Origin of the sequence: Caenispirillum salinarum AK4, assembly GCF_000315795.1 — a bacterium.
GTDB classification, from domain to species: domain Bacteria; phylum Pseudomonadota; class Alphaproteobacteria; order Rhodospirillales; family Rhodospirillaceae; genus Caenispirillum; species Caenispirillum salinarum.
In genome coordinates this window covers 25,595-46,254 of record NZ_ANHY01000020.1, presented here as the reverse complement: position 1 = coordinate 46,254, position 20,660 = coordinate 25,595, and the positions used below count along the sequence as shown (strand labels likewise).

The window sequence follows — 20,660 nt, the reverse complement described above, 5'->3', positions numbered from 1 at the left end:
GCTGACGTGCCGTCGAAATCGCGCTATATGGCGGCCCTGCGCCGCTCTTCCGGTAGATGAACGCCCATGACCCCCGACGCGATCCTGAACTGCCTGCTGTACAAGGACAGCCTGATGCTGGTCCTCAACAAGCCCGCCGGCCTGCCCGTGCACGCCGGGCCCAAGGGGGGCGACAACCTGGAAATGTTCCTGGACCCCCTGCGCTTCGGTTTGCCGCGCCTGCCGTCGCTGGCGCACCGGCTGGACCGCGACACCTCGGGCTGCCTGATCCTGGGCCGCCACTCCAAGGCCCTGCGCAAGCTGGGCAAGCTGTTCCAGCAGGGCAGGGTGGAGAAGACCTATTGGGCGGTGGTCGACGGGGCGCCGCCCAAGGAGCAAGGCGTGCTGCATGCGAAACTGCGCAAGCTGACCCCCAAGAGCGGCTGGAAGATGGTCGTCGACGAGGCCGAGGGTCAGCCGGCCGTCACCGAATACCGCGTGCTCGGCCGGTCGGACGACGGGCGCCGGACCTGGCTGGAGTGCAAGCCCAAGACGGGCCGCACCCACCAGATCCGCGTCCACTGCGCGCACCTGGGCTGTCCCATCGTCGGCGATGCGGTCTACGGCACGCCGGGCGTGGCGCCGCTGCACCTGCACGCGCGCGGGGTGGCGGTGCCGCTGTATCCCTCGCGCGACGAGCCCATCGCGGTGGAAGCGCCGGTGCCCGAGCACATGCGGGCACTGCTGAAGGCGTGCGGGTTCAGCGAGGCGGCCGACGTTGCGGCGGCCCCTTAGGCGCCGCCGGCATTGCCGTATTTGTCGATGATCTGCACGGCCTCGAAGCCCTCGAACTGGGGCGGGCCCAGGTAGACGTCCTTCGACCCGCCGGCCCCGGCGTGGGCCTTGCGGAAGGCCTCGGAATTGGTCCAGTCGCGGAAGTGCTGCTCGCTCTGCCACACGGTGTGCGAAGCGTACAGGGTGTGGTCGTCGTGCGCCGGGCCCTTGAGCAGGGCGAATTCCACGAAGCCGGGCACCTCGTGCAGGTGTGTTTCGCGCTCGCGCCAGATGGTCTCGAAGGCCTCCTCCGAGCCCGGCTTGATGCGGAAGCGGTTCATGGCGATGTACATGGCGGCTCCTTCGTTCCTGGACGGCGTGGGCGCGGCGGGAGCATCAGGGTGCCGGCTCGCGGCGATGGCGTCCACCCCCGCGACGCACCCGAAAGCCCCTTCCACGCGTAGGTAGGGCATCAGGAACCCATACGAGGTGTCCATGCCTGCCGATCCCCGGGAGCCGCGACAAAAGGCGGGGCCGCCCGGTCAAGCCCCAGACATGCAATGGCCGCCGGAGCGCACCGTTCCGGACGGACGGGAGCGGCGTGTCGGCATCGAACTGGAGTTCGCCGGCGTCACCGCCCGCGATGCTGCCGACCTCGTGGCCGAGCTGTTCGGCGGCCGGGTGGAGGAGTGCGACCCGCACCGTTTCGTCGTCAGGGACACTGCACTCGGCAGCTTCGAGACGGAGTTGGACAGCCAGTACGTCCACCCCGAGGACAAGACGGTGCCCGGCATCACCGACTCCAAGGCCGCCCAGCTCGCCCAGGCAGTGTGGGAGCGCGCCGCCGACGTCATGGCCGATGCCGCACGGCACTGGCTGCCGGTGGAGGTGGTCAGCCCACCCATGCCGTTATCCGACATCCCGCGCTTCGACGGCATTCTGCGGTCCCTGCGGGAGCGCGGGGCCGAAGGAACGCGCGACAGCGTCGTCTACGCCTTCGCCCTGCAACTGAACCCCGAGGTGGCGCGCGCGGACGTGGCGTGGATCACCGGCGTCGTGCGGGCCTATGCGCTGCTTGAGGACTGGTTGAAGCTGCGCATCCATCCCGACCCGCTGCGCCGCGTCCTGCGCTTCGCAGCACCCTGGCCGCTGGAATACAAGTCGCTGGTGCTGGCGCCGGACTATGCGCCCGATCTGGCGACGCTGATCGACGACTACGCGCGGTTCAACGAGACGCGAAACCGGGGCCTGGACCTGTGGCCGCTGTTCGCGCACCTGGATCCGGGACGGGTGGCGGCGCGCATCGACGATCCGCTCATCAAGCCGCGCCCGACCTTCCACTACCGCCTGCCCGACGCCCGCCTGTCGGACCCCGGCTGGTCGGTGATCACCGAATGGAACGACTGGGTCCGGGTCGAGCGCCTGGCCGCCGACACCGCCCGGCTGGAGGCACTGGCCGACGAATGGCGGCGGCACGCTGCGGCCGGCGGCTCGGGGACGGACTGGGCACGCACCGTCTGCACACGACTCGAGGAGGCATGATGGCGAGCTTTCACGGCGCGTCAGGACGACCGGTCATCGGCGTCACCGCCAGCCGGCGCGGCGGTCGCTGGATGTGGGCGTTCAATCGCCTGGCCCTGCGCATTGCCGGGGCCCGGGCGCAGCGCATCACGGCGACCGACGACGAGCGCGTGCTGGACGAGGTGGACGGCCTGCTGCTGGGCGGCGGCGATGACATCGGCGCTGAACTCTACGGCGGCGAACTGACGCTGGACGTGCGGCTTGATCCGGAACGCGACGAACTGGAGCGCCGGGCGCTGGACGTGGCGTTCGAGCGCCGGCTGCCGGTGCTGGGCGTCTGCCGCGGGGCTCAGATGATCAACATCCACTGCGGCGGCACGCTGCATCAGGAAATCCGCGAGGTCTACGCCCAGGCACCCTACATGCGGACCATCCTGCCGAAGAAGTGGGTGGAGGTGGAGGACGATTCGCGTCTGCTCAGCCTGCTCGGGCGCAAGCGGATCAAGGTCAACAGCCTGCATCACCAGGCCATCGACCGCCCTGGAACCGACCTGCGCATCGTCGCGCGCGACGAACATGGTATCGTACAGGGAATCGAGCGCGCCGCCGATCCGTTGCTGGTCGGGGTGCAGTGGCATCCGGAGTTCCTGTTCTATGCACAGAGCCAGTCGGAACTCCTGAAGGCGCTGGTGGCGCAAGCGCGCCGGTGCATGGAAAACCGCGGAGGGGAGTGCGCCGCATGACCACCGACACCGAGACCGACAACGGCAGCCACGCCGAGGGCCGGGCCGACAGCCCCTTCGGCGCCGAGGGCGAAGGACCAGGCGGCGCCGAGCCCGTGGGCGTGGTGCTGGACACCAACGTCTTCGTCGCCGCCGGTTTCTCGCCCGGCAGCGCGTCGGGCCGAATCATCGACGCCGTGCGGCGCGGCACTTTGACACTGGTGTGGAATGCCGCCACCCGGCGCGAGACGGAGCGGATCGTGCGCAAGATCCCGCCGCTGTCGCGCAAGCCGGTGGCCGACCTGTTCGAGGGCGGCTACGAATACACGGGCGCGGTGGAGCCCGAGGCGTTCAACGCCATCACCGATCCCGACGACCGCAAGTTTGCCGCGCTGGCGGCGGCGGCGGATGTTGAACTGGTCAGCCAGGACGACCACTTGCTGTCCGTCGCCAAATGCTGGCCCGGACGCCTGCGAATCAGCTCGCCGCCTGCCTTCGCGCGCCGCTGGAAGCTGCGGACCTGAAAGTGTGACAAAAAGGCGCCGCGAAAGGTACCCGAGCTTCCGGCCAAAGGTGGAAGGCGCGGTATCCCTAGGGCGAAGCGCCTAAGACCAACTGATTAGCTGTGGGACATGAAATTGCGCAGGGTGATTGTCATTTGACAAATTTATTGCGTTGGGGTGTAAAGGGCTCAACCACAGGCCCGGCGTGCCCCTACGGCAAGGTATCAAACGGGCCGGCATCGGAGAGTGAGTGACGACAACAAGAGGGATGTGAAATGCTTGGCCCGGCTGATCTCGAAGATTTCTACACCACCGTCGACCGTGAGCGCGACACCCGCCAGGGTGTGGGCGTTGAAGGCACCAGCGCCGGTCGCCGCCATTCGGGGTCGCCCCTGCAGGGCTTCTCGGTGCTGCGCCACATGATGAGCGCGCCCGGCCCCTTCGGCGGCCCCACCGGCCGGAGCTGAGACCCGCGCCTTCGCGCCGGGCGATCGTCACGCGAAAGGGCCGTCCCGAGGGGCGGCCCTTTTCCTGTTGTCGGCGTGCAAAAGCGGCACCCTTGTGCATGTCTTTTCGCCGCTGCGCAGCGCTTACTTCCGGCGCTTCTTCGGCGCCTTCTGCATCTTCTGCGGCATCCCCCGCTTGGGTGCGTGGGGGTTGGGCGCGGTGGGCAGTTCCAGTTCGCTTGCTTCCAGGCGCTTGATCTCGTCGCGCAGGCGGGCGGCTTCCTCGAATTCCAGGTCGGCGGCGGCGGCGACCATGCGCTTGCGCATGTCGTCGATGGTGGCCCGCAGATTGTGGCCGACCATGTGGGGCGCGTCCGGGTCGCCGGTGGAGACCGTGACGTAATCATGCTCCGCCACGTCGGACAGCACGTCGGAGATGCGCGAGCGCACGGTTTCCGGCGTAATGCCATGCTCGGCGTTATAGGCCTGCTGTTTCTCGCGGCGGCGATTGGTTTCGTTGATGGCGTAGTCCAGGCTCTCCGTCATCTTGTCGGCATACAGGAGAACCCGGCCGTCCACGTTGCGCGCCGCGCGGCCGATGGTCTGGATGAGCGAGGTCTTGGAGCGCAGGAAGCCTTCCTTGTCGGCGTCCAGGATCGCCACAAGCCCGCATTCGGGAATGTCCAGGCCCTCGCGCAGCAGGTTGATGCCCACCAGCACATCGAAGGCGCCCAGCCGCAGGTCGCGGATGATCTCGATGCGCTCCAACGTGTCGATGTCGGAGTGCATGTAGCGCACCCGCACGCCCTGTTCGCTTAAGTATTCCGTCAGGTCCTCGGCCATGCGCTTGGTGAGCGTCGTGACCAGCACGCGCAGGCCCTTGGCGGCGCACTCGCGGGTCTCGTAGAGCAGGTCGTCCACCTGCTTCTCCACCGGGCGGATGGTGCAGACGGGGTCGATGAGGCCCGTCGGGCGGATGACCTGTTCTGTGAAGACGCCGCCGGTGCGTTCCATCTCCCACGGGCCGGGGGTGGCGGAGACGAAGACGGTCTGGGGGCGCATGGCGTCCCATTCCTCGAACTTCAGCGGCCGGTTGTCCTTGCACGACGGCAGGCGGAAGCCGAATTCGGACAGCGTGTGCTTGCGCGCGTAGTCGCCCCGGAACATGCCGCCGATCTGCGGCACCGTGACGTGGCTTTCGTCGACGAAGCAGATGGCGTCCTCGGGCAGGTACTCGAACAGGGTCGGCGGCGGCTCGCCGGGGCTGCGGCCGGTGAGGTAGCGGCTGTAGTTCTCGATGCCCTTGCAGTGCCCGGTACTTTCCATCATTTCCAGGTCGAAGCGCGTGCGCTGCTCCAGCCGCTGGGCCTCCAGCAGCTTGCCGGCCTCGGTCAGTTCCTCCAGCCGCTTGGTCAACTCCGCCTTGATGCCCTTGATGGCCTGCGACAGGGCAGGGCGCGGGGTCACGTGGTGGCTGTTGGGGTAGATGGTCACGCGGTCCATGCCGCCGGTCTTCTCGCCGGTCAGCGGGTCGAATTCCGAAATCGCCTCAACCTCGTCGCCGAACAGGGAGATTCGCCAGGCGCGGTCCTCGTAGTGGGCGGGGAAGATTTCCACGGTGTCGCCGCGCACCCGGAAGCAGCCGCGCGAGAAGCCGGCGTCGTTGCGCTTGTACTGAAGCTCCACCAGCTGCTTGATCAGATCCTTGCGGTCGATGGTGTCGTCGACGTGCACGGGGATCGTCATCCGCGAATAGCTCTCGACCGACCCCAGGCCATAGATGCACGAGACCGACGCCACCAGGATCACGTCGCGCCGCTCCAGCACCGCGCGGGTGGCGGAATGGCGCATGCGGTCGATCTGCTCGTTGATGCTGGCGTCTTTCTCGATGTAGGTATCGGTGCGCGGGACGTAGGCTTCCGGCTGGTAGTAGTCGTAGTAGGAGACGAAGTATTCCACCGCGTTGTCGGGAAAGAACGCCTTCATCTCGCCGTACAACTGCGCCGCCAGCGTCTTGTTGGGCGCCAGCACCAGCGCCGGGCGGCCCGAGTTGGCGATGAGCGAGGCCATGGTGAAGGTCTTGCCCGAGCCCGTGACGCCCAGCAGCACCTGGTCCTTCTCCTTGGCCTCCAGGCCTTCGCTCAGTTCGGCAATGGCCTGCGGCTGATCGCCGGCGGGCGTGTAGTCGGACGCGAGCTTGAAGTCGGCGGCCGGGCCGGCGGCCGGACGCTCGTACATGGGAAGGACGACGCTCATGGGCTTTGTCTTGGTCTCATGCGGCGGGAGTCAGGTCCGCATGAAGGTGGGACAGCGGCGCGCCGGGATCAAGGTTTCCCGCATAGGGTCGCAACTGCGACCCCGCACCGGTCAGGCGCGTGAGGCTGCGTGCCGACTGAACGCAGTCCTGACGCGAAGCGGCAGGACGTACAGTTTCATCAATACTGCAGGTCGACGTCCACCGTCACGGAGCCTGTCTTCGGGACCTCGAAGGCGGCCTGGTCGAAGCGGGCACGCTCTGGGTCGGCGTCGTTGCTGACCCCTTCGCCTTCCAGCGTGAACAGGCCGAAAACGCGGTCGAGGATGCCGTTGTCGTTCTCGTCGTGCAGCACGCGCACGGCATAGCGGCCGGGCGACAGGCCGTCGAACACGGCGGTAACGCGGCCCGGCGCAGCGGGCACGGCCTGGACCTCCAACGGCCGGGCGTCGTCGGCGCTGCCGTCGAAGGCGTCGGCGTCGGCGAACAGGGCGACCCGGATCATGCCCTGGTCGCTCTCCACCGCCTCGGCGCGCACGCGCAGGCGTGTTCCCGTCTCGGCCTCGATGGCGATGGCGGAGCCGGGCCGCGCCAGGGACGCATGCAAGGCCCCGGCGGCATAGGCCGCATCGGTGGCGGGCGCGTCGGCGGCGGCGAGCGCGAGCCCACCGGCAACGGCGGTCAGGGACAGGACGGCGACGGTCCGAATGAGGCGCATGGCGGTCGGCGGACGACAGGATGATGGAGAGACGAAGGGGGCGGTGTCGCACCGTTTGTGGTGATGCCGCCGAACAATGGCAAGAGTATGGCGCGAATTTGCCCGGCAAAACCGTTGCCGCTCCATGGTGCGGCGGGCGGACTCGCGCCGGACGGGTGACGGATGATCCGCAAGCGCCCTTGCGCCCGCCGGGGCAGGATCGTAGTGTTGCGCGGACGCGAATTCATGCCGCCGGGGGTTGTAACGGCTCCGGCGGCGTCCGTGCGCCTGATACCCGGGGGCGCGGCTCACTCTGACAGAGACCACAGGGGAAACTGACAGCATGTCGATCATCGCCAAGCGCCTGTCCGCCATCAAGCCGTCGCCGACCATCGCGGTGACCCAGAAGGCCGCCGAACTGCGCGCGGCCGGGCGGGACGTGATCGGCCTGGGCGCCGGCGAGCCGGACTTCGACACGCCCGACCACATCAAGGCCGCCGCCAAGGCCGCCATGGACCGAGGCGAGACGAAGTACACGGCCGTCGCCGGCACGCCGGCCCTGCGCCAGGCCATCTGCGACAAGCTGAAGCGCGAGAACAACCTGGACTACACGCCCGAGCAGATCACGGTCGGCTGCGGCGGCAAGCAGACCATCTACAACGCCATCATGGCGACGGTGGAAGAGGGTGACGAGGTCATCATCCCGGCGCCGTACTGGGTCAGCTACCCGGACATCACGCTGCTGGCCGGCGGCAAGCCGGTGTTCGTCGCCTGCGACGACTCCACCGGCTTCAAGCTGACGCCGGACGCGCTGGAAAAGGCCATCACGCCCAAGACCAAGTGGCTGGTGCTGAACTCGCCGTCGAACCCGACGGGTGCCGCCTACACCGCCGACGACCTGAAGGCCATCGCGGACGTGCTGCTCAAGCACCCGGACATCTGGGTGATGACCGACGACATGTACGAGCACCTGGTCTACGACGGCTTCAAGTTCGCCACCATCGCCGAGGTGGAGCCCAAGCTGATGGACCGCACGCTGACGCTCAACGGCGTGTCCAAGGCCTTCAGCATGACCGGCTGGCGCGTCGGCTATGCCGCCGGCCCGGTCGACCTCATCAAGGCCATGAACAAGATCCAGAGCCAGTCCAGCACCCACACGGCCAGCATCTCCCAGGCCGCCGCCGTGGAAGCGCTGAACGGCCCGCAGGAGTTCCTGGGCGAGTGGCGCAAGGCCTTTGCCGGCCGCCGCGACCTGGTGGTGGAAGCCATCAACGGCACGCCGGGCCTGTCCTGCCGCAAGCCGGAAGGTGCCTTCTACGTCTATCCGTCGTGCGAGGGCCTGATCGGCAAGAAGACCGCCGACGGCAAGATCATCGAGTCCGACGCCGACTTCGCCGAGGCCCTGCTGGAGGCCGAGGGTGTGGCCGTGGTGCCCGGCGTCGCCTTCGGCCTGTCGCCGTACTTCCGCATCAGCTACGCGACCTCGGAAAAGAACCTGGAAGAGGCGTGCAAGCGCATCAAGCGCTTCTGCGAAGCCCTGAAGTAAGCGCGTCTGCGGCTCGATTCGCAGAATGAGACGCCCGCCGGGGGAGGCCCCTCCGGCGGGCGTTTCCGTCTCCGCGAGTTGAGCCGCTTGCCGGCCGGACGTATGGTCGGACATCACCGCGCAGCACACCGTCACACAGGGAAGGGCCGAGCATGTTCACCATGAAGGGCGAATGGGCCAACGACGCGCCGCCGCAGCTCATGATTCTCTCGGGCGCGGGCCTGAGCGCCGAAAGCGGCATCCGCACCTTCCGGGATGCGGGCGGACTGTGGGAAGGCCACGACATCGACACGGTGTGCAATTTCGACAACTGGCGGGACAACCTGGAGCTGGTGCACGGCTTCTATCAGGCCAGGCGCGAGGCCGCCGCCAAGGCCGACCCGAACCCGGCACACGACGCCGTCGCCCGCTGGCAGACGCGCTGGCCGACGCACATCCTCACCCAGAACGTCGACGACCTGCTGGAGCGCGCTGGGTGCACGGATGTCTGCCACCTGCACGGCCGCCTTCAGGACATGCGGTGCTACGACTGCGATTATGAGTGGGAGCACGGCCTCGGCCCCTGGACCGTGGACCAGGACGCGTGCCCCGACTGCGGCTCCACCCGCGGCGTCAAGCCGGGAGTGGTGTTCTTCGGCGAGATGGCGCCCGAGTACCGCACCCTTCAGCGCGCCATGGACAGCTTGCGGCCCCGGGACGTGCTGCTGGTCGTCGGCACCTCGGGCCAGGTGCTGCCGGTGGCGCGCATGGGGCTGGAGGCGCCGGGACCGACTATTCTGAACAACCTCGAGCCCTCGGACGTCATACCCGACCGCTGCTTCGACCACACCCTCTACCGCCCCGCGGGCGAGGCCGTGGCCGAGGTTGAGGCGCTGCTGGCGCGGTATCTGGATTGAGGTCCGGCGGGCCAGGAATCGGCTTGCTCAACATAACACCTGTGACAAGTCTTCTTCGTGGCAACGGCGGAGCGGGAGCATCTGTTGAATGGAGTAGGCCGTTCGACGTAGGCATTGATCCGGTAAGGTTGCGGGGTGCCGCTGCGGTCGCCAGGGTGTTTTCGCTTTGAACCAGTCACGGGGGACGCCATGACCGCAGTGACCGGGGCAGGGTTCTGGCTGGATCAGTTCCAGGATCCGATCGCTATCACAGGAACCGACGGGATCATCGTTTTCGTGAACCAGGCCTGGCGCCGGTTCTGCGACGAGAATGGCGGCGATCTAGACCGCGGCGGCGTGGGGTCCAATTACCTGGATATCTGCCGCAGCGCGCCGGACCATCCCGATGCCGCGCAGGTCGCAACCGGGCTGCGCGATGTCCTCAGCGGCGCCATCGAGAGCTTTTCCCACGAGTACCCCTGCCATTCACCCACGGCCATGCGGTGGTACAACGTTTCCCTTTCCGCGTTCACCGGGGCGGACGGGCGGCAGGCGATCATCTCGCACCGGCGCCTGACCGGCCCGACGCCGGCCACCGACGAACTCGACCACTACCACGGGCGGCTGGAGCCGGTTACCGGAGTCGCCAACCGCTTCCACCTGCTCGACCGCCTCGACCGCGCCCTGGGCGCAGGGCGGCGGCAGGGGCGAGGCGTTGTTCTCGTAGCCATCAACATCCGCAATTTCGGCGCGCTTAACGCGACCTATGGCTACCGCATCGGCGACGTGGTTCTGCGTGAACTGGCCGGCCGACTGCTGAACGTCATCGACGACACCGGCATGGTGGCGTCCATGGGCGGAGACAAGTTCCTGGTGCTTCTCAGGGGCGTCGGCGACGCGGCGGCGCTGCAATCCGCGCTTGCGAAAATCTCGGTTGCGCTGGGCAGTGTCATCAACGTCCAGGGAGAGGAACTGCGCCTGCGCTCCTGCCTGGGCGTCGCCGACTGTTTCGCCTGCGACACCGACGCCTACACGCTTGTCGGTCAAGCCGAGGTCGCGCTGCGATCGACGCGCGACCAGCCCAAGAGCAGCGTCGCCTATCACTCGTCGTCCCTGCAGGAGGCGATCCGTCTGCGGACCCGTCTGACGGCAGAGTTGAACGAGGCCCTGCGCACAGACCAGTTCGCGCTGTACCTCCAGCCCCAGGTCGACGCGCAGTCCGGCGCCCTTGTCGGGGCGGAGGCGCTGCTGCGCTGGAACCACCCCGTTCGCGGTCTTGTCTCGCCGGCGGACTTCATTCCGGCCGTTGAGGAAAGCGGCCTGGCCTCCGACGTCTTCGCGTGGGTCATGGAAGAGGCCTGCCGCATCCTCAAGCTGTGGCAGGGGCGCCTGCGGGGCACGATCAGCCTCAACCTCTCCGGCAGCCAGCTTGCCGATGCGGGTCTGGCGACGTCGGTGATGGAAACCTTGAGGCGGCACGACGTGCCGGCAGGAGCAGTGCGTCTGGAGGTCACGGAAGACAGCCTGATCCGGGACATGGATGCCGCCGTCACCACCCTTCGGGACTTGTCGGAGGCGGGGGTTTCCACCTCCATTGATGACTTCGGCACGGGCTACAGCTCGCTGCAATACCTGGCGCGGCTGCCGGTGGACGAGATCAAGGTCGATCGCGCCTTCGTCCAGGCGCTGCCGGGCGAACCTCGCGATACGGCTCTCGTCCAGGCCATCGCCAATCTGGCGGACGCCTACGACCTGCGGGTGGTCGCTGAAGGTGTGGAGACCGACGAGCAGGCGCGGGAGGTCCGGCGGATCGGATGCTCCGTCATCCAGGGCTTCCTGTTCGGCCGGCCGGCCCCGCTGGAGGTGTTCGAGGCGACCTGGCTGAGCGGCTGACGGGCGGGGGCGACTCGCGACGCCACGGCGGCAGGACGGTGTCACCCTTTCCGGTTGCTCCTGCCAGTCTTGCGGGCTACCGTTTCGGGCGATTCCGTTCCTGCCCCAGATCCCGGCCCGTTCATGCAGCGCATCGACCTTCCGGAACGCCCCGACTGGCGGGCCACGGCCGAGAGTCTCGGCTTCACCTTCCATTCCATGTACGGCGAGCCCTACTGGGACGAGTCCGCCGCCTACGCCTTCACGCTCCGCCAGATCGAGGACGACCTGGAGGACCCGACGGCGGAGCTGCATCAGATGTGTCTGGCGGTCGTGGACGATGCCGTGCGGGACGAGGAAACGCTGACGAAGCTCGCCATTCCGCGCGAACACTGGGACCTTGTCGCCGAAAGCTGGAAGGCCGGTGCTCCCAGCCTCTACGGCCGCTTCGACCTGGCGTATACCGGCGAGGGCCCGGCCAAGCTGCTGGAGTACAATGCCGACACGCCCACCAGCCTTTACGAGTCCGCCTACTTCCAATGGCTGTGGCTGGAGGATCGCGTCGCCGCCGGCGTGCTGCCCGAAGGCGCCGACCAGTTCAACAGCATTCAGGAACATCTGATCGACCGGTTGGGCGAGATCTGGCCCGACGGCGGGCACGTCCACTTCGCCGCCTGCCGGGGCTCGGAGGAGGATCGCCAGACGGTGCGCTATCTGGAGGACTGTGCCGAGCAGGCCGGCATCACGCCGCATTTCGTGTTCATGGAGGACATCGGCGTGGATGTGCTGGGGCGGCTGGCCGATGCCGACGCCAACGTCATCGGCGCCCTGTTCAAGCTGTATCCGTGGGAAATGATGCTGCGCGACGATGCCGCCCGCGACCTGGCCGGCGCCGGCTGCATGATCGTGGAGCCGCCGTGGAAGGCGGTGCTGTCCAACAAGGGTCTGCTGGCGCTGTTGTGGAAGCGCTTCCGGGGCCATCCCAACCTGCTGCCGGCCTTCTTTTGGGGCGAGGCGAACGAGGACCTGTCGCCGTCCTACGTCCGCAAGCCGCTGTATTCGCGCGAAGGCGACAACATCGCCATCGTGCGGCCGGATCACGAGACGGTCGAGGCCGACGGCGCCTATGGCGCGGAGGGCTGGGTTGCGCAGGAATATGCGCCGCTGCCCGTCTTCCGCCGGGCCGATGGCAGCGAGGTGCACACCGTGCTCGGGTCGTGGATCGTCGGTGACGCCGCCTGTGGCCTCGCCGTGCGTGAGGACGCCGGACCCATCACCCGCAATCTCAGCCGCTTCCTGCCGCACTGGATAGAGCCCTCATGAGCGTCCGCCTGCTGCTTCGCGTCCTCTACCGCCAGCTGACGGAGGTCACCTGGCCGGTGCTCATCGCCGCCACCCTGGCCCACGCAGGGGTGCTGTGGCTGCTGCTGGCCTGGGCGGGCGAGACCGATATGCTGGCGCCGGTCACCTACATCTACTGGTGGTGGACCACCAGCACGACGGTGGGCTACGGCGACATTTCTCCGGTGACCGATGCCGGCCGCATGATCGTGTCGTTCTTCGGCTACACGGGTGGCATCGCCATTTTCACGGCGGTGATCGCCAAGGCCATCAACTCCCTTTCCGCATTCTGGAGGCGCCGCATGAACGGCCTCGCCGACTTCTCCAGCCTGACCGGCCACACCATCATCGTCGGCTATCACCCCGCGCGCACGCTGCGGATGATCGACGAGCTTCTGGCCGGCCGGCCCGATGCCGAGATCGTCCTGGTCGCCCGCGAGGTCGAGCAGAACCCCGACGTGCGGGTGCGCTTCGTGCGCGCCGGTACGGGCAGCTTTACCGCCGACCTGCGCCGGGCCGGGCTGGACGGCGCGAAGACGGTGCTGATCTACGGAGATTCCGACGACGAGACGCTGTCCGCGGCGCTGGCCGCCTCAGCCGCCGACGAGGACGTGGCCATCGTCGCCTTCTTCCGCGACGAGGCCCAGGCGGACCTATTGCGCGCCCATGTGCCGCGCGCCCGCTGCCTGATCTCCGACGCGGTGGAGCAGGTGGTGCGCGAGGCCCAGGACCCGGGTGCCGGCATCGTGCTGTCGTTGCTGTCCTCCACCGTGGAGGACGCAGCGGTGTTCTCCGTCCGGGTGCGCGAGGGCGCGGGGCTGGAAGCCATCAAGCGCCGGCTGGAGGAGGCTGGAGCGGTAATGATCGGCCACCAGAAGAAGGGGGCGGCGCATCCCACCCTGCTGCCGCAGGCGGCGGGCGAGGCCGCGCCGGGCGACCTGATCCACTACATCGCTCGCGCCCGCCTGCCGGGCGACATGCTTTGACCGCCGACCGCGCCGCCGGCGCGTTGACACTCTGAAAAGGGGGACCCGCCCATGCTCGAAGCCCTTGCCAGTTTCGCCCTGTACTTCGCGACCGCCATCGTGCTGCTGTTCGTCTTCCAGGCCGTCTACATGGCGGTGACGCCGCACCGCGAGACCGAACTGATCAAGGGCGGCAACGTGGCGGCGGCCACCGCCTACATCGGCGCCCTCATCGGCTTCGTCCTGCCGCTGGCCTCGGCGCTGGCGAACTCTGTCAGCCTGGTGGACTTCGCCATCTGGGGCGTGATCGCGGGCGTCGTGCAGGTTCTGACCTGGGTGGTGGTGCGCACGTTCTTCTACAAGAATATCTCGGAAAGCATCGTCGCCGGTACCCTGGCCCCGGCGCTGAAGCTGGCCGGCGTGTCGGTGTCCGTCGGCATCCTCAACGCCGCGTCCATGACCTATTGACGGAGGCCCGCCCCATGCCCAAGCAGAAGCGCAGCCAGAGGCTCACCCTCCGCCGCATGGCCGGGTCGGGCACCGTCCTCCGCGCCGGCCTCGCCGGGTCGGTGGTGGTCACCCTGTCGGCCTGCGGCGATGAGCCGACGGCAGAGGTCCAGGCCTTCCGCAGCGTGCCCCAGTGCGTGGAAAGCGGCCTGTTCGACGAGGAAGCCTGCCGCACCATGTTGCAGGAGGCCATGGCCGAGCACGAGGAGAACGCCCCCCGGTATGAGGAGCGCGCCCTGTGCGAGGAGGAGTTCGGCCTCAACGCCTGCGAATACCAGCAGCAGGGCGGCGGGTACTGGATGCCGTTCTTCACCGGCTGGGTGGTCGGCAGCCTGGCTGCCGAAGCCATTGACGAGGTCGGCGACAGGTACCGCAAGAAGCGCGGCCTGCGGGTGGGTGGCGGCCGCTACTACACCCAGCCCTTCTACCGCACAACCGCCGATGCCTCGCCGTTCCGCACGCTGTCGGGCGGCACGCTGATGGTGGACCGCGACGGCACGGTCCGCACCCAGGCGCGCGCGCTGGCAAGCACGCCCAAAAGCGCGCCCAAGGTGCTGACCCGCACCACGATCAGCCGCAGCGGCGGCTTCGCCGGCACCAGCCGGTTCGGCGGCGGCGGCTTCCGCTTCGGCGGCTGAGGGCGAGAGGCCGGCCGGGTCAGAAACCCCGCAGCATGGCGTCGATGTCGTCCTGCGACATGCCGGCGCCCTCGTGCTGCGGGCCGTGCAGCAGGTGCTTGTCGGCGCGGGCGTCGTCGGGATGGTTGCGGATGATCTCCGCCGTCGCACGGCCTTCCTCGATGTCCCACAGCTCCACCAGGCGGCGCAACTCCACGTCCAGGTGAAGCAGCGTGTGCATGGAGGCGGCGATGCGCTGGCCTGTGATGTCCTGGAAGCTGCAGGCGGTCATCAGGTCGATGACGTGGGCTCCCATGGCCTCGTAGAGGTCCACGCCCAGGCGGTCGGCGTTGTCGTCCAGCAGGGTCTGGATGCTCTCGGCCGTCTCCAGGATCGTGTTCGTCGCCTGCTCGGTGGCGCTGATGACGGCGCGCAATTCGCCGGTGGTCGTCTGGATCTGGTCTTCCTGGCCGTCGGCGGGTGTCAGGCCGGCGACATAGTCGCGCGTCAGGTCCAGCCGCTCGACCAGTTCCACCAGACTGAGCTTGATGAGATCGAAGTTGCCCGTCAGCAGGTCCGCCATGTGCCCCGCGGGGTCATGGCCGGACGCCGGCGGCGCGGCCTGCGCGTCAGCGGGCGGCGCGACGACGGCCAGGCGGCCTTCGTCGATGAGGCGGTCGATCTCGGTGCGGACGGCTTCGGCGACCGTCTCCCGCATCATTTCGCGCATTTCGCCGGACATGGCCAGCATGGCCGCGGTCAGGTTCGCGATCTGTGTCTCTACTGTGGTGGGCATGAAGGAGCTTTCCGGCGTCGCGGGTCGTGGGGGCGGGCGGCTGACACGGCATGACGAGCAGCAAGACCCGTGCCGGCCACGACGCAGAAGCTTTCCGGCGCATGTCGGGCGTCATCGGCGATCTGCGTCGCAAGCCGGGATGCAGAGTGCGAAAGTCCCGCGCCAGGACCGGAGAAACAACCACAAAAAAACCTCGCCAACCCGGTGGGTTGCGAGGCTCTGAAAGATGGTGCTGCCGGAGAGATTTGAACTCTCGACCTCTCCCTTACCAAGGGAGTGCTCTACCCCTGAGCTACGGCAGCGTACCGTCTTGTTCGTCCCGGATGACTGGGCGGCGATGCCGTCCGTCGTGCCGAGGCGCGCTTTATAGCCGCCGAGTTCCGGCGTTGCAAGCACCTTTTTCAAGAAATTTTCCAGGCGCGGCCATGGCTTGCGGGGACCTGCGCGCGGGCTTGACGGAGGGCCGTCCAGGCGCCAGGATGCGCCACTTTATCCAGACATCGACAACCCGTCTAAACGGACCCCCACCGTGATCAAGAACCGCGAGAAGTCCAATCCGCGCCTCTCCAACAAGGGCCAGGATCGGCTCGAGGACCGGCTGAGCCGTCAGGCCGAAGCCCTGCGCGCCAACCTGCAGAAGCGCAAGCAGCAGATGCGCGCCCGCTCGGACACTGATAAAAAGGCCGACGACGACACCTCCGGCTCCGGCCGCGAGCAATAAGATCGCCATCGGCGGCCCCTGCCACGGGGCCGCCGCCAGATTTTCCCGAAAGGGTGCCGGTTTCGCCCCGGTGCCGCCGTGCGTTCGGCGTATCGCTTGATGCGCCCACCAAGATCAAGAGCATGTACATAGAGAGCATTCCCACCATGGACCGTATTCGCATCGTCGGCGGCACGCCCCTGCGGGGCTCCATTCCCATCGGAGGCGCCAAGAACGCGGCGCTGGCGCTCATGCCCGCCGCGCTGCTGACCGGGGAAACGCTGACGCTGTCGAACCTGCCGCACCTGGCCGACATCACCACCATGGCGAACCTGCTGTCTCAGCACGGCGTGCGCATGGAGATGAACGGCGAGGCCGGCGCCGGTGGCGCCCATGGCCGGGTGCTCGCCATGTCGACGCCCGAGGTCACCTCCACCACCGCGCCTTATGACCTGGTCCGCCGCATGCGCGCGAGCGTGCTGGTGCTGGGTCCGCTGGTCGCGCGCTTCGGGGAGGCGCGGGTGTCGCTGCCGGGCGGTTGCGCCATCGGCACCCGGCCGGTCGACCTGCACCTGAAGGCGCTGGAGGCGCTCGGCGCCACCATCGAGCTGACGGAAGGCTACATCACCGCCACCGTGAAGGGCCGCCTGAAGGGCGGCCACATCCTGTTCCCGCAGGTCACTGTCGGCGGCACCGAGAACGCCTTGATGGCCGCGGCCCTGGCCGACGGCGACACGGTCATCGCCAACGCCGCGCAGGAGCCCGAGGTCTGCGACCTTGCCCACTGCCTGAACGCCATGGGCGCAAAGATCGAGGGCATCGGCTCGTCCACCCTGCACGTCAAGGGCGTGACCAGCCTGCACGGCGCCGACTACAGCGTCATTCCCGACCGCATCGAGACCGGCACCTATGCCGTCGCCGCCGCCATCACCCGCGGCGATGTGGAGTTGACCGGGACGCGCAAGGGCATCATGGACGCCGTCGTCAAGACGCTGACGGAGGCGGGGGTGGAGATCACCGAGACCGAACGCGGCATGCGCGTGCGGGCCGACGGTGCCGACATCCGCGGCGTCGACGTGATGACCGAACCCTATCCCGGCTTTCCCACCGACATGCAGGCCCAGTTCATGGCGCTCATGGCGACGGCGTCGGGTGCCTCCATGCTGACCGAGACCATCTTCGAAAACCGCTTCATGCACGTGCCGGAGCTGACCCGCATGGGGGCGCGGATCACGGTCCACGGCGCTTCGGCCATCGTGCGCGGCATGCCGCGCCTGTCGGGCGCGCCGGTCATGGCGACCGACCTTCGCGCCTCGGTCTCCATGGTTCTCGCGGGTCTCGCGGCGGAAGGGGAGACCATCGTCAACCGCATCTATCACCTGGACCGCGGCTACGAGTGCCTGGAGCAGAAACTGGGCAACTGCGGCGCCCACATCGAGCGCCTGCGCGGCGAGCGGTAGGGGCGGCCGGCTGCCGGCGCTCGTGGGTCCCGAGTCCGCTGCCAGACCACGTGCGGGGGCGCCGCAAGACGCTCTCGCACCTTGCCCCTTGCCAGCGGCTGCGAATCCCGGTACACGTCTTCTCAGCATCAAGAGAGTGGGCTGACGCCCATCGCCAACCTGCCTGCCCGGGCAAGGTGGTGCTTCCTTCGGTGACGGAGGGAGGATGCGGCCGAACCGGCAACCAAACGGGACACACCCGGTCCACCGGACACAGCCGCCAAGCCGACGCGTCAGCCTTCTCGCCAGACCGAGGAGGCTTTTTCATGTGCTCGCGCAGCATTCAGTCCAACATCGACGCCGCCCTCGTCGTCGGGCCCCACGACGACGTCGCCTGGCTCGGCACCACGCCGGCGGGGGAGGGGGTCTATGCCGTCGTCCACCGGCGCGGCGGCGTCTTCACCCACCTGTATCGGGTCGCCGAAGGCGCCGTCCGCGGCCGTGGCGGGCTGGTGCATCTGGAAGCCGTTCTGCCCGGCGGCCGGCTGCGGGAGGCCCGGCAGCTTGCCGCCTACCGCCTGTCGGCCCGGCTGGATGCTCCGCCGGTGCGTGCCCCTCTTCAGGCGGCGGAGTAGAAAAATCCACCATGCCCCTGTAGTCGTTGCGTCAATTTCTTTGCGGGGATGCGTTGCGGCTGCTATCCTCTACCGCAGGTATAGGTCGGCGGGAGGGGGACCATGGCCGATCCCAGGTCACGTTCGCGCGCGGAAAACCTGACGGAATTCCGCCGTTTGAAAAGAATGTACGAGTCGCTGCCGCCGGAAAAGCGCAAGGCGCAGGAACCGCACATGCGCAAGCGCATGCAGGAGCTGTCCGACGCCCTGGCGCAGCAGAGCGGTGGCGGCGGGGGTGTCGTCGACATGGTGTCGAAGGGTCTGCTCTGGCTGGCGCTCATGCTGGCCGTTTTGGGCATCGGCTTTTTCGGCATCATGACGCTGGCGCGCATGTGATCGGCGGCCAGCAGCCTGATCCGTCGCATGATCGGGGTGGTTCGGCGGCGGGGAAACGTGTAAACATCGCCGCCATCATGCCGAACACCGCCGAGAAGACGTCATCCATGGCTCCTGAAAAGCTGGTGATCGCGCTCCCCAAGGGGCGCATCCTGGACGAATGCATGCCGCTGGTGCGGGCCGTGGGCATCGAGCCCGAGCCCGCCTTCGACGACCCCAAGAGCCGTGCGCTCCGCTTTTCCACAAACCATCCGCACATCGACATCGTGCGGGTGCGATCGTTCGACGTGGCCACCTTCGTGGCCTTCGGCGCGGCGCATCTGGGCGTGGCCGGCAACGACGTGCTGATGGAGTTCGGCTATTCCGAAATCTACGCGCCGCTGGACCTGAACATCGGCCACTGCCGCCTGGCCGTCGCCGAGCCCGTGGAGATGGAGGGGGAGGATGATCCCGCCCGCTGGAGCCACGTCCGTGTCGCCACCAAGTATCCCGAGGTGACCCGCCGGCACTTCGCGCGGCGCGGCGTGCAGGCCGAGTGCATCAAGCTGAACGGGGCCATGGAACTGGCGCCGGCGCTGGGCCTGTGCCGGCGCATCGTCGACCTGGTCTCCACCGGCTCCACGCTCAAGGCCAACGGCCTGGTGGAGATCGAGCACATCGTCGACATCACCTCGCGCCTGGTGGTCAACCGTACGGCGCTGAAGACCCGCCCCGAGGAACTGGGCGGCTGGATCGATTCCTTCCGAGAGGCCGTCAATGCCCGTTGAACTGTTCGCCGGCCAGGCCGGTTTCGCCGAAGCCCTGGACGCGCTGATCAACGACAAGCGCGAGACCAGCGAGGACGTCAACACCATCGTGGCCGACATCCTGCGCGACGTGCGCGCGCGCGGTGACGACGCTGTCATCGAATACACCTGCCGCTTCGACAAGCTGGACCTGACGCCGCAGACCATGCGCATCCCGGCCGCCGACATCCAGGCCGCCTACGAGCAGACCGAGACGGAACTGCTGGAGGCGCTGGAACTGGCGGCCGAACGCATCCGCGAGTACCACGGCCGCCAGGTGCCGGAGGGTTACGACTACACCGACGACGCCGGTGTGCGCCTGGGCAGCCGCTGGCGCGCCGTGCAGGCGGCGGGCCTGTATGTCCCCGGCGGCACAGCCGCCTATCCGTCGTCGGTGCTGATGAACGTCATCCCGGCCAAGGTGGCGGGGGTGGAGCGCCTTGTCATGTGCGTGCCGGCGCCGAACGGGGTGCTCAACCCGCTGGTGCTCGCCGCCGCCAAGGTGGGCGGGGCCGATGAGATCTACCGCATCGGCGGTGCCCAGGCGGTGGCCGCCATGGCCTACGGCACCCAGACCATTGCCCCGGTGGACAAGATCGTCGGCCCCGGCAATGCCTTCGTCGCCGCCGCCAAGCGCCAGGTCTTCGGAACGGTGGGCATCGACAGCATCGCCGGTCCGTCGGAAATCCTGGTGGTGGCCGATGCCGACAACGACCCGGCCTGGATCGCCGCCGACCTGCTCAGCCAGGCCGAGCACGACACGGCGTCCCAGTCCATCCTGATTACCGACAGCGCCGATTTCGCGCGTGCGGTGGGCGAAGCCGTGGAAGGCCATCTGCAGACGCTCGCCCGCGCCGAGATCGCGCGGCAGAGCTGGAACGACCACGGCGCGCTGATCGTGGTGGACAGCATCGACGATGCCGTGCCGCTCATCGACCGCGTGGCGCCCGAGCACCTGGAACTGGCCGTTGCCGATCCCGACGCGCTGGCGGAGCGTATCACCAATGCCGGTGCCATCTTCCTGGGGCGCTACACGCCGGAAGCGGTGGGCGATTACGTCGGCGGGCCGAACCATGTGCTGCCCACGGCGCGCTCGGCGCGATTTTCCTCGGGCCTGGGGGTGATCGACTTCATGAAGCGCACCTCGCTGCTGGGCTGCACGCCCGACGCGCTGGCGGCCATCGGTCCGGCGGCGGTGAAGCTGGCGGAGGTCGAGGGCCTGGGCGCCCACGGGCTTTCCGTGGCGCTGCGCATGAACGTGCCGCGCGGCCAGGGCTGAGACGGGACGAGGGACGGAGAAAGGGGAAGGTG

The 20,660-nt window shown here is 68.1% G+C and carries 22 protein-coding genes, 1 tRNA gene and 1 riboswitch; of the genes, 18 read left to right on the top strand and 5 right to left on the bottom strand.

Features of this window, described 5'->3' with window-relative positions; translation table 11 throughout:
* Nucleotides 1-66 precede the first annotated feature (66 nt).
* On the top strand, nt 67-774 hold the full coding sequence (locus C882_RS18535) for an RluA family pseudouridine synthase (protein WP_009542199.1): 708 nt from the start codon (nt 67-69) through the stop codon (nt 772-774).
* Here C882_RS18535 and C882_RS18530 read toward each other — a convergent pair.
* On the bottom strand, nt 771-1,106 hold the full coding sequence (locus C882_RS18530) for an antibiotic biosynthesis monooxygenase family protein (RefSeq protein ID WP_009542198.1): 336 nt from the start codon (nt 1,104-1,106) through the stop codon (nt 771-773). The two genes, C882_RS18535 and C882_RS18530, sit on opposite strands and share 4 nt — an antisense overlap.
* A gap of 202 nt (nt 1,107-1,308) precedes the next feature.
* Between C882_RS18530 and C882_RS18525 the strand changes: the two genes are divergently transcribed.
* From C882_RS18525 to C882_RS18510, 4 genes are all read left to right on the top strand, one after another.
* Nucleotides 1,309-2,295, top strand: coding sequence for an amidoligase family protein (locus C882_RS18525; RefSeq protein WP_009542197.1), 987 nt, complete (start codon nt 1,309-1,311; stop codon nt 2,293-2,295).
* Nucleotides 2,292-3,017: a gamma-glutamyl-gamma-aminobutyrate hydrolase family protein gene (locus C882_RS18520; RefSeq protein WP_201448398.1), complete on the top strand. Its 726-nt coding sequence runs from the start codon at nt 2,292-2,294 to the stop codon at nt 3,015-3,017. Before C882_RS18525 ends, C882_RS18520 begins: the two co-directional genes overlap by 4 nt.
* Nucleotides 3,014-3,520 carry a PIN domain-containing protein gene (locus C882_RS18515; protein WP_009542195.1) on the top strand — a complete coding sequence of 169 codons (507 nt, stop codon included), beginning with the start codon at nt 3,014-3,016 and terminating at the stop codon, nt 3,518-3,520. The genes C882_RS18520 and C882_RS18515 overlap by 4 nt, the downstream gene beginning before the upstream one ends.
* A 254-nt stretch (nt 3,521-3,774) precedes the next feature.
* The gene (locus C882_RS18510) at nt 3,775-3,966 is read left to right on the top strand and encodes a hypothetical protein (protein ID WP_009542194.1); all 192 of its coding nucleotides are present in this window, start codon (nt 3,775-3,777) and stop codon (nt 3,964-3,966) included.
* Nucleotides 3,967-4,089: 123 nt separating this feature from the next.
* On the opposite strand, the gene uvrB is transcribed toward C882_RS18510, so the two are convergent.
* Both uvrB and C882_RS25105 read right to left on the bottom strand, forming a co-directional pair.
* Complete coding sequence (gene uvrB / locus C882_RS18505; protein ID WP_009542193.1) at nt 4,090-6,201, bottom strand: excinuclease ABC subunit UvrB; 2,112 nt, start codon at nt 6,199-6,201, stop codon at nt 4,090-4,092.
* A 179-nt stretch (nt 6,202-6,380) separates the two neighbouring features.
* Nucleotides 6,381-6,917, bottom strand: coding sequence for a DUF2141 domain-containing protein (locus C882_RS25105; protein WP_009542192.1), 537 nt, complete (start codon nt 6,915-6,917; stop codon nt 6,381-6,383).
* 322 nt (nt 6,918-7,239) lie between these two features.
* Here C882_RS25105 and C882_RS18495 point away from each other — a divergent pair, with 322 nt between their 5' ends.
* The 7 genes from C882_RS18495 to C882_RS18465 all read left to right on the top strand — a co-directional run bounded on the left by C882_RS18495 (nt 7,240) and on the right by C882_RS18465 (nt 14,640).
* Nucleotides 7,240-8,442, top strand: coding sequence for a pyridoxal phosphate-dependent aminotransferase (locus C882_RS18495; RefSeq protein ID WP_009542191.1), 1,203 nt, complete (start codon nt 7,240-7,242; stop codon nt 8,440-8,442).
* A 152-nt stretch (nt 8,443-8,594) separates the two neighbouring features.
* Nucleotides 8,595-9,338 (top strand): SIR2 family NAD-dependent protein deacylase, encoded by a 744-nt coding sequence (locus C882_RS18490; protein WP_009542190.1) that lies wholly within the window; start codon nt 8,595-8,597, stop codon nt 9,336-9,338.
* Nucleotides 9,339-9,527: 189 nt separating this feature from the next.
* Nucleotides 9,528-11,210 carry a putative bifunctional diguanylate cyclase/phosphodiesterase gene (locus C882_RS18485; RefSeq protein WP_009542189.1) on the top strand — a complete coding sequence of 561 codons (1,683 nt, stop codon included), beginning with the start codon at nt 9,528-9,530 and terminating at the stop codon, nt 11,208-11,210.
* 123 nt (nt 11,211-11,333) lie between these two features.
* Entirely contained in the window at nt 11,334-12,512 is a 1,179-nt protein-coding gene (locus C882_RS18480) for a glutathionylspermidine synthase family protein (RefSeq protein ID WP_009542188.1), read from the top strand.
* A complete protein-coding gene (locus C882_RS18475) occupies nt 12,509-13,516 on the top strand; it encodes a potassium channel family protein (RefSeq protein ID WP_009542187.1) in 1,008 nt (335 codons plus the stop codon). Before C882_RS18480 ends, C882_RS18475 begins: the two co-directional genes overlap by 4 nt.
* Before the next feature lie 51 nt (nt 13,517-13,567).
* On the top strand, nt 13,568-13,963 hold the full coding sequence (locus C882_RS18470) for a DUF350 domain-containing protein (RefSeq protein WP_009542186.1): 396 nt from the start codon (nt 13,568-13,570) through the stop codon (nt 13,961-13,963).
* Between the two features lie 14 nt (nt 13,964-13,977).
* Entirely contained in the window at nt 13,978-14,640 is a 663-nt protein-coding gene (locus C882_RS18465) for a DUF1190 domain-containing protein (protein WP_009542185.1), read from the top strand.
* A gap of 19 nt (nt 14,641-14,659) precedes the next feature.
* On the opposite strand, the gene C882_RS18460 is transcribed toward C882_RS18465, so the two are convergent.
* Entirely contained in the window at nt 14,660-15,415 is a 756-nt protein-coding gene (locus tag C882_RS18460) for a hypothetical protein (protein ID WP_009542184.1), read from the bottom strand.
* Between the two features lie 227 nt (nt 15,416-15,642).
* A tRNA-Thr gene (locus C882_RS18455) sits at nt 15,643-15,717 on the bottom strand.
* A gap of 227 nt (nt 15,718-15,944) precedes the next feature.
* Between C882_RS18455 and C882_RS18450 the strand changes: the two genes are divergently transcribed.
* The 6 genes from C882_RS18450 to hisD all read left to right on the top strand — a co-directional run bounded on the left by C882_RS18450 (nt 15,945) and on the right by hisD (nt 20,628).
* Nucleotides 15,945-16,136: a hypothetical protein gene (locus C882_RS18450; protein ID WP_009542183.1), complete on the top strand. Its 192-nt coding sequence runs from the start codon at nt 15,945-15,947 to the stop codon at nt 16,134-16,136.
* A 146-nt stretch (nt 16,137-16,282) separates the two neighbouring features.
* Nucleotides 16,283-17,575 (top strand): UDP-N-acetylglucosamine 1-carboxyvinyltransferase, encoded by a 1,293-nt coding sequence (gene murA / locus C882_RS18445; RefSeq protein ID WP_043646500.1) that lies wholly within the window; start codon nt 16,283-16,285, stop codon nt 17,573-17,575.
* 120 nt (nt 17,576-17,695) lie between these two features.
* Nucleotides 17,696-17,812, top strand: a riboswitch (SAM-I-IV-variant riboswitch).
* A 68-nt stretch (nt 17,813-17,880) separates the two neighbouring features.
* A complete protein-coding gene (locus tag C882_RS18440) occupies nt 17,881-18,189 on the top strand; it encodes a hypothetical protein (RefSeq protein WP_009542181.1) in 309 nt (102 codons plus the stop codon).
* Nucleotides 18,190-18,291: 102 nt separating this feature from the next.
* Nucleotides 18,292-18,564: a hypothetical protein gene (locus C882_RS18435; protein ID WP_152415406.1), complete on the top strand. Its 273-nt coding sequence runs from the start codon at nt 18,292-18,294 to the stop codon at nt 18,562-18,564.
* A gap of 107 nt (nt 18,565-18,671) precedes the next feature.
* On the top strand, nt 18,672-19,331 hold the full coding sequence (hisG, locus tag C882_RS18430) for an ATP phosphoribosyltransferase (RefSeq protein ID WP_043646497.1): 660 nt from the start codon (nt 18,672-18,674) through the stop codon (nt 19,329-19,331).
* Nucleotides 19,321-20,628 (top strand): histidinol dehydrogenase, encoded by a 1,308-nt coding sequence (gene hisD / locus C882_RS18425; RefSeq protein ID WP_009542178.1) that lies wholly within the window; start codon nt 19,321-19,323, stop codon nt 20,626-20,628. The genes hisG and hisD overlap by 11 nt, the downstream gene beginning before the upstream one ends.
* Nucleotides 20,629-20,660: the final 32 nt, after the last annotated feature.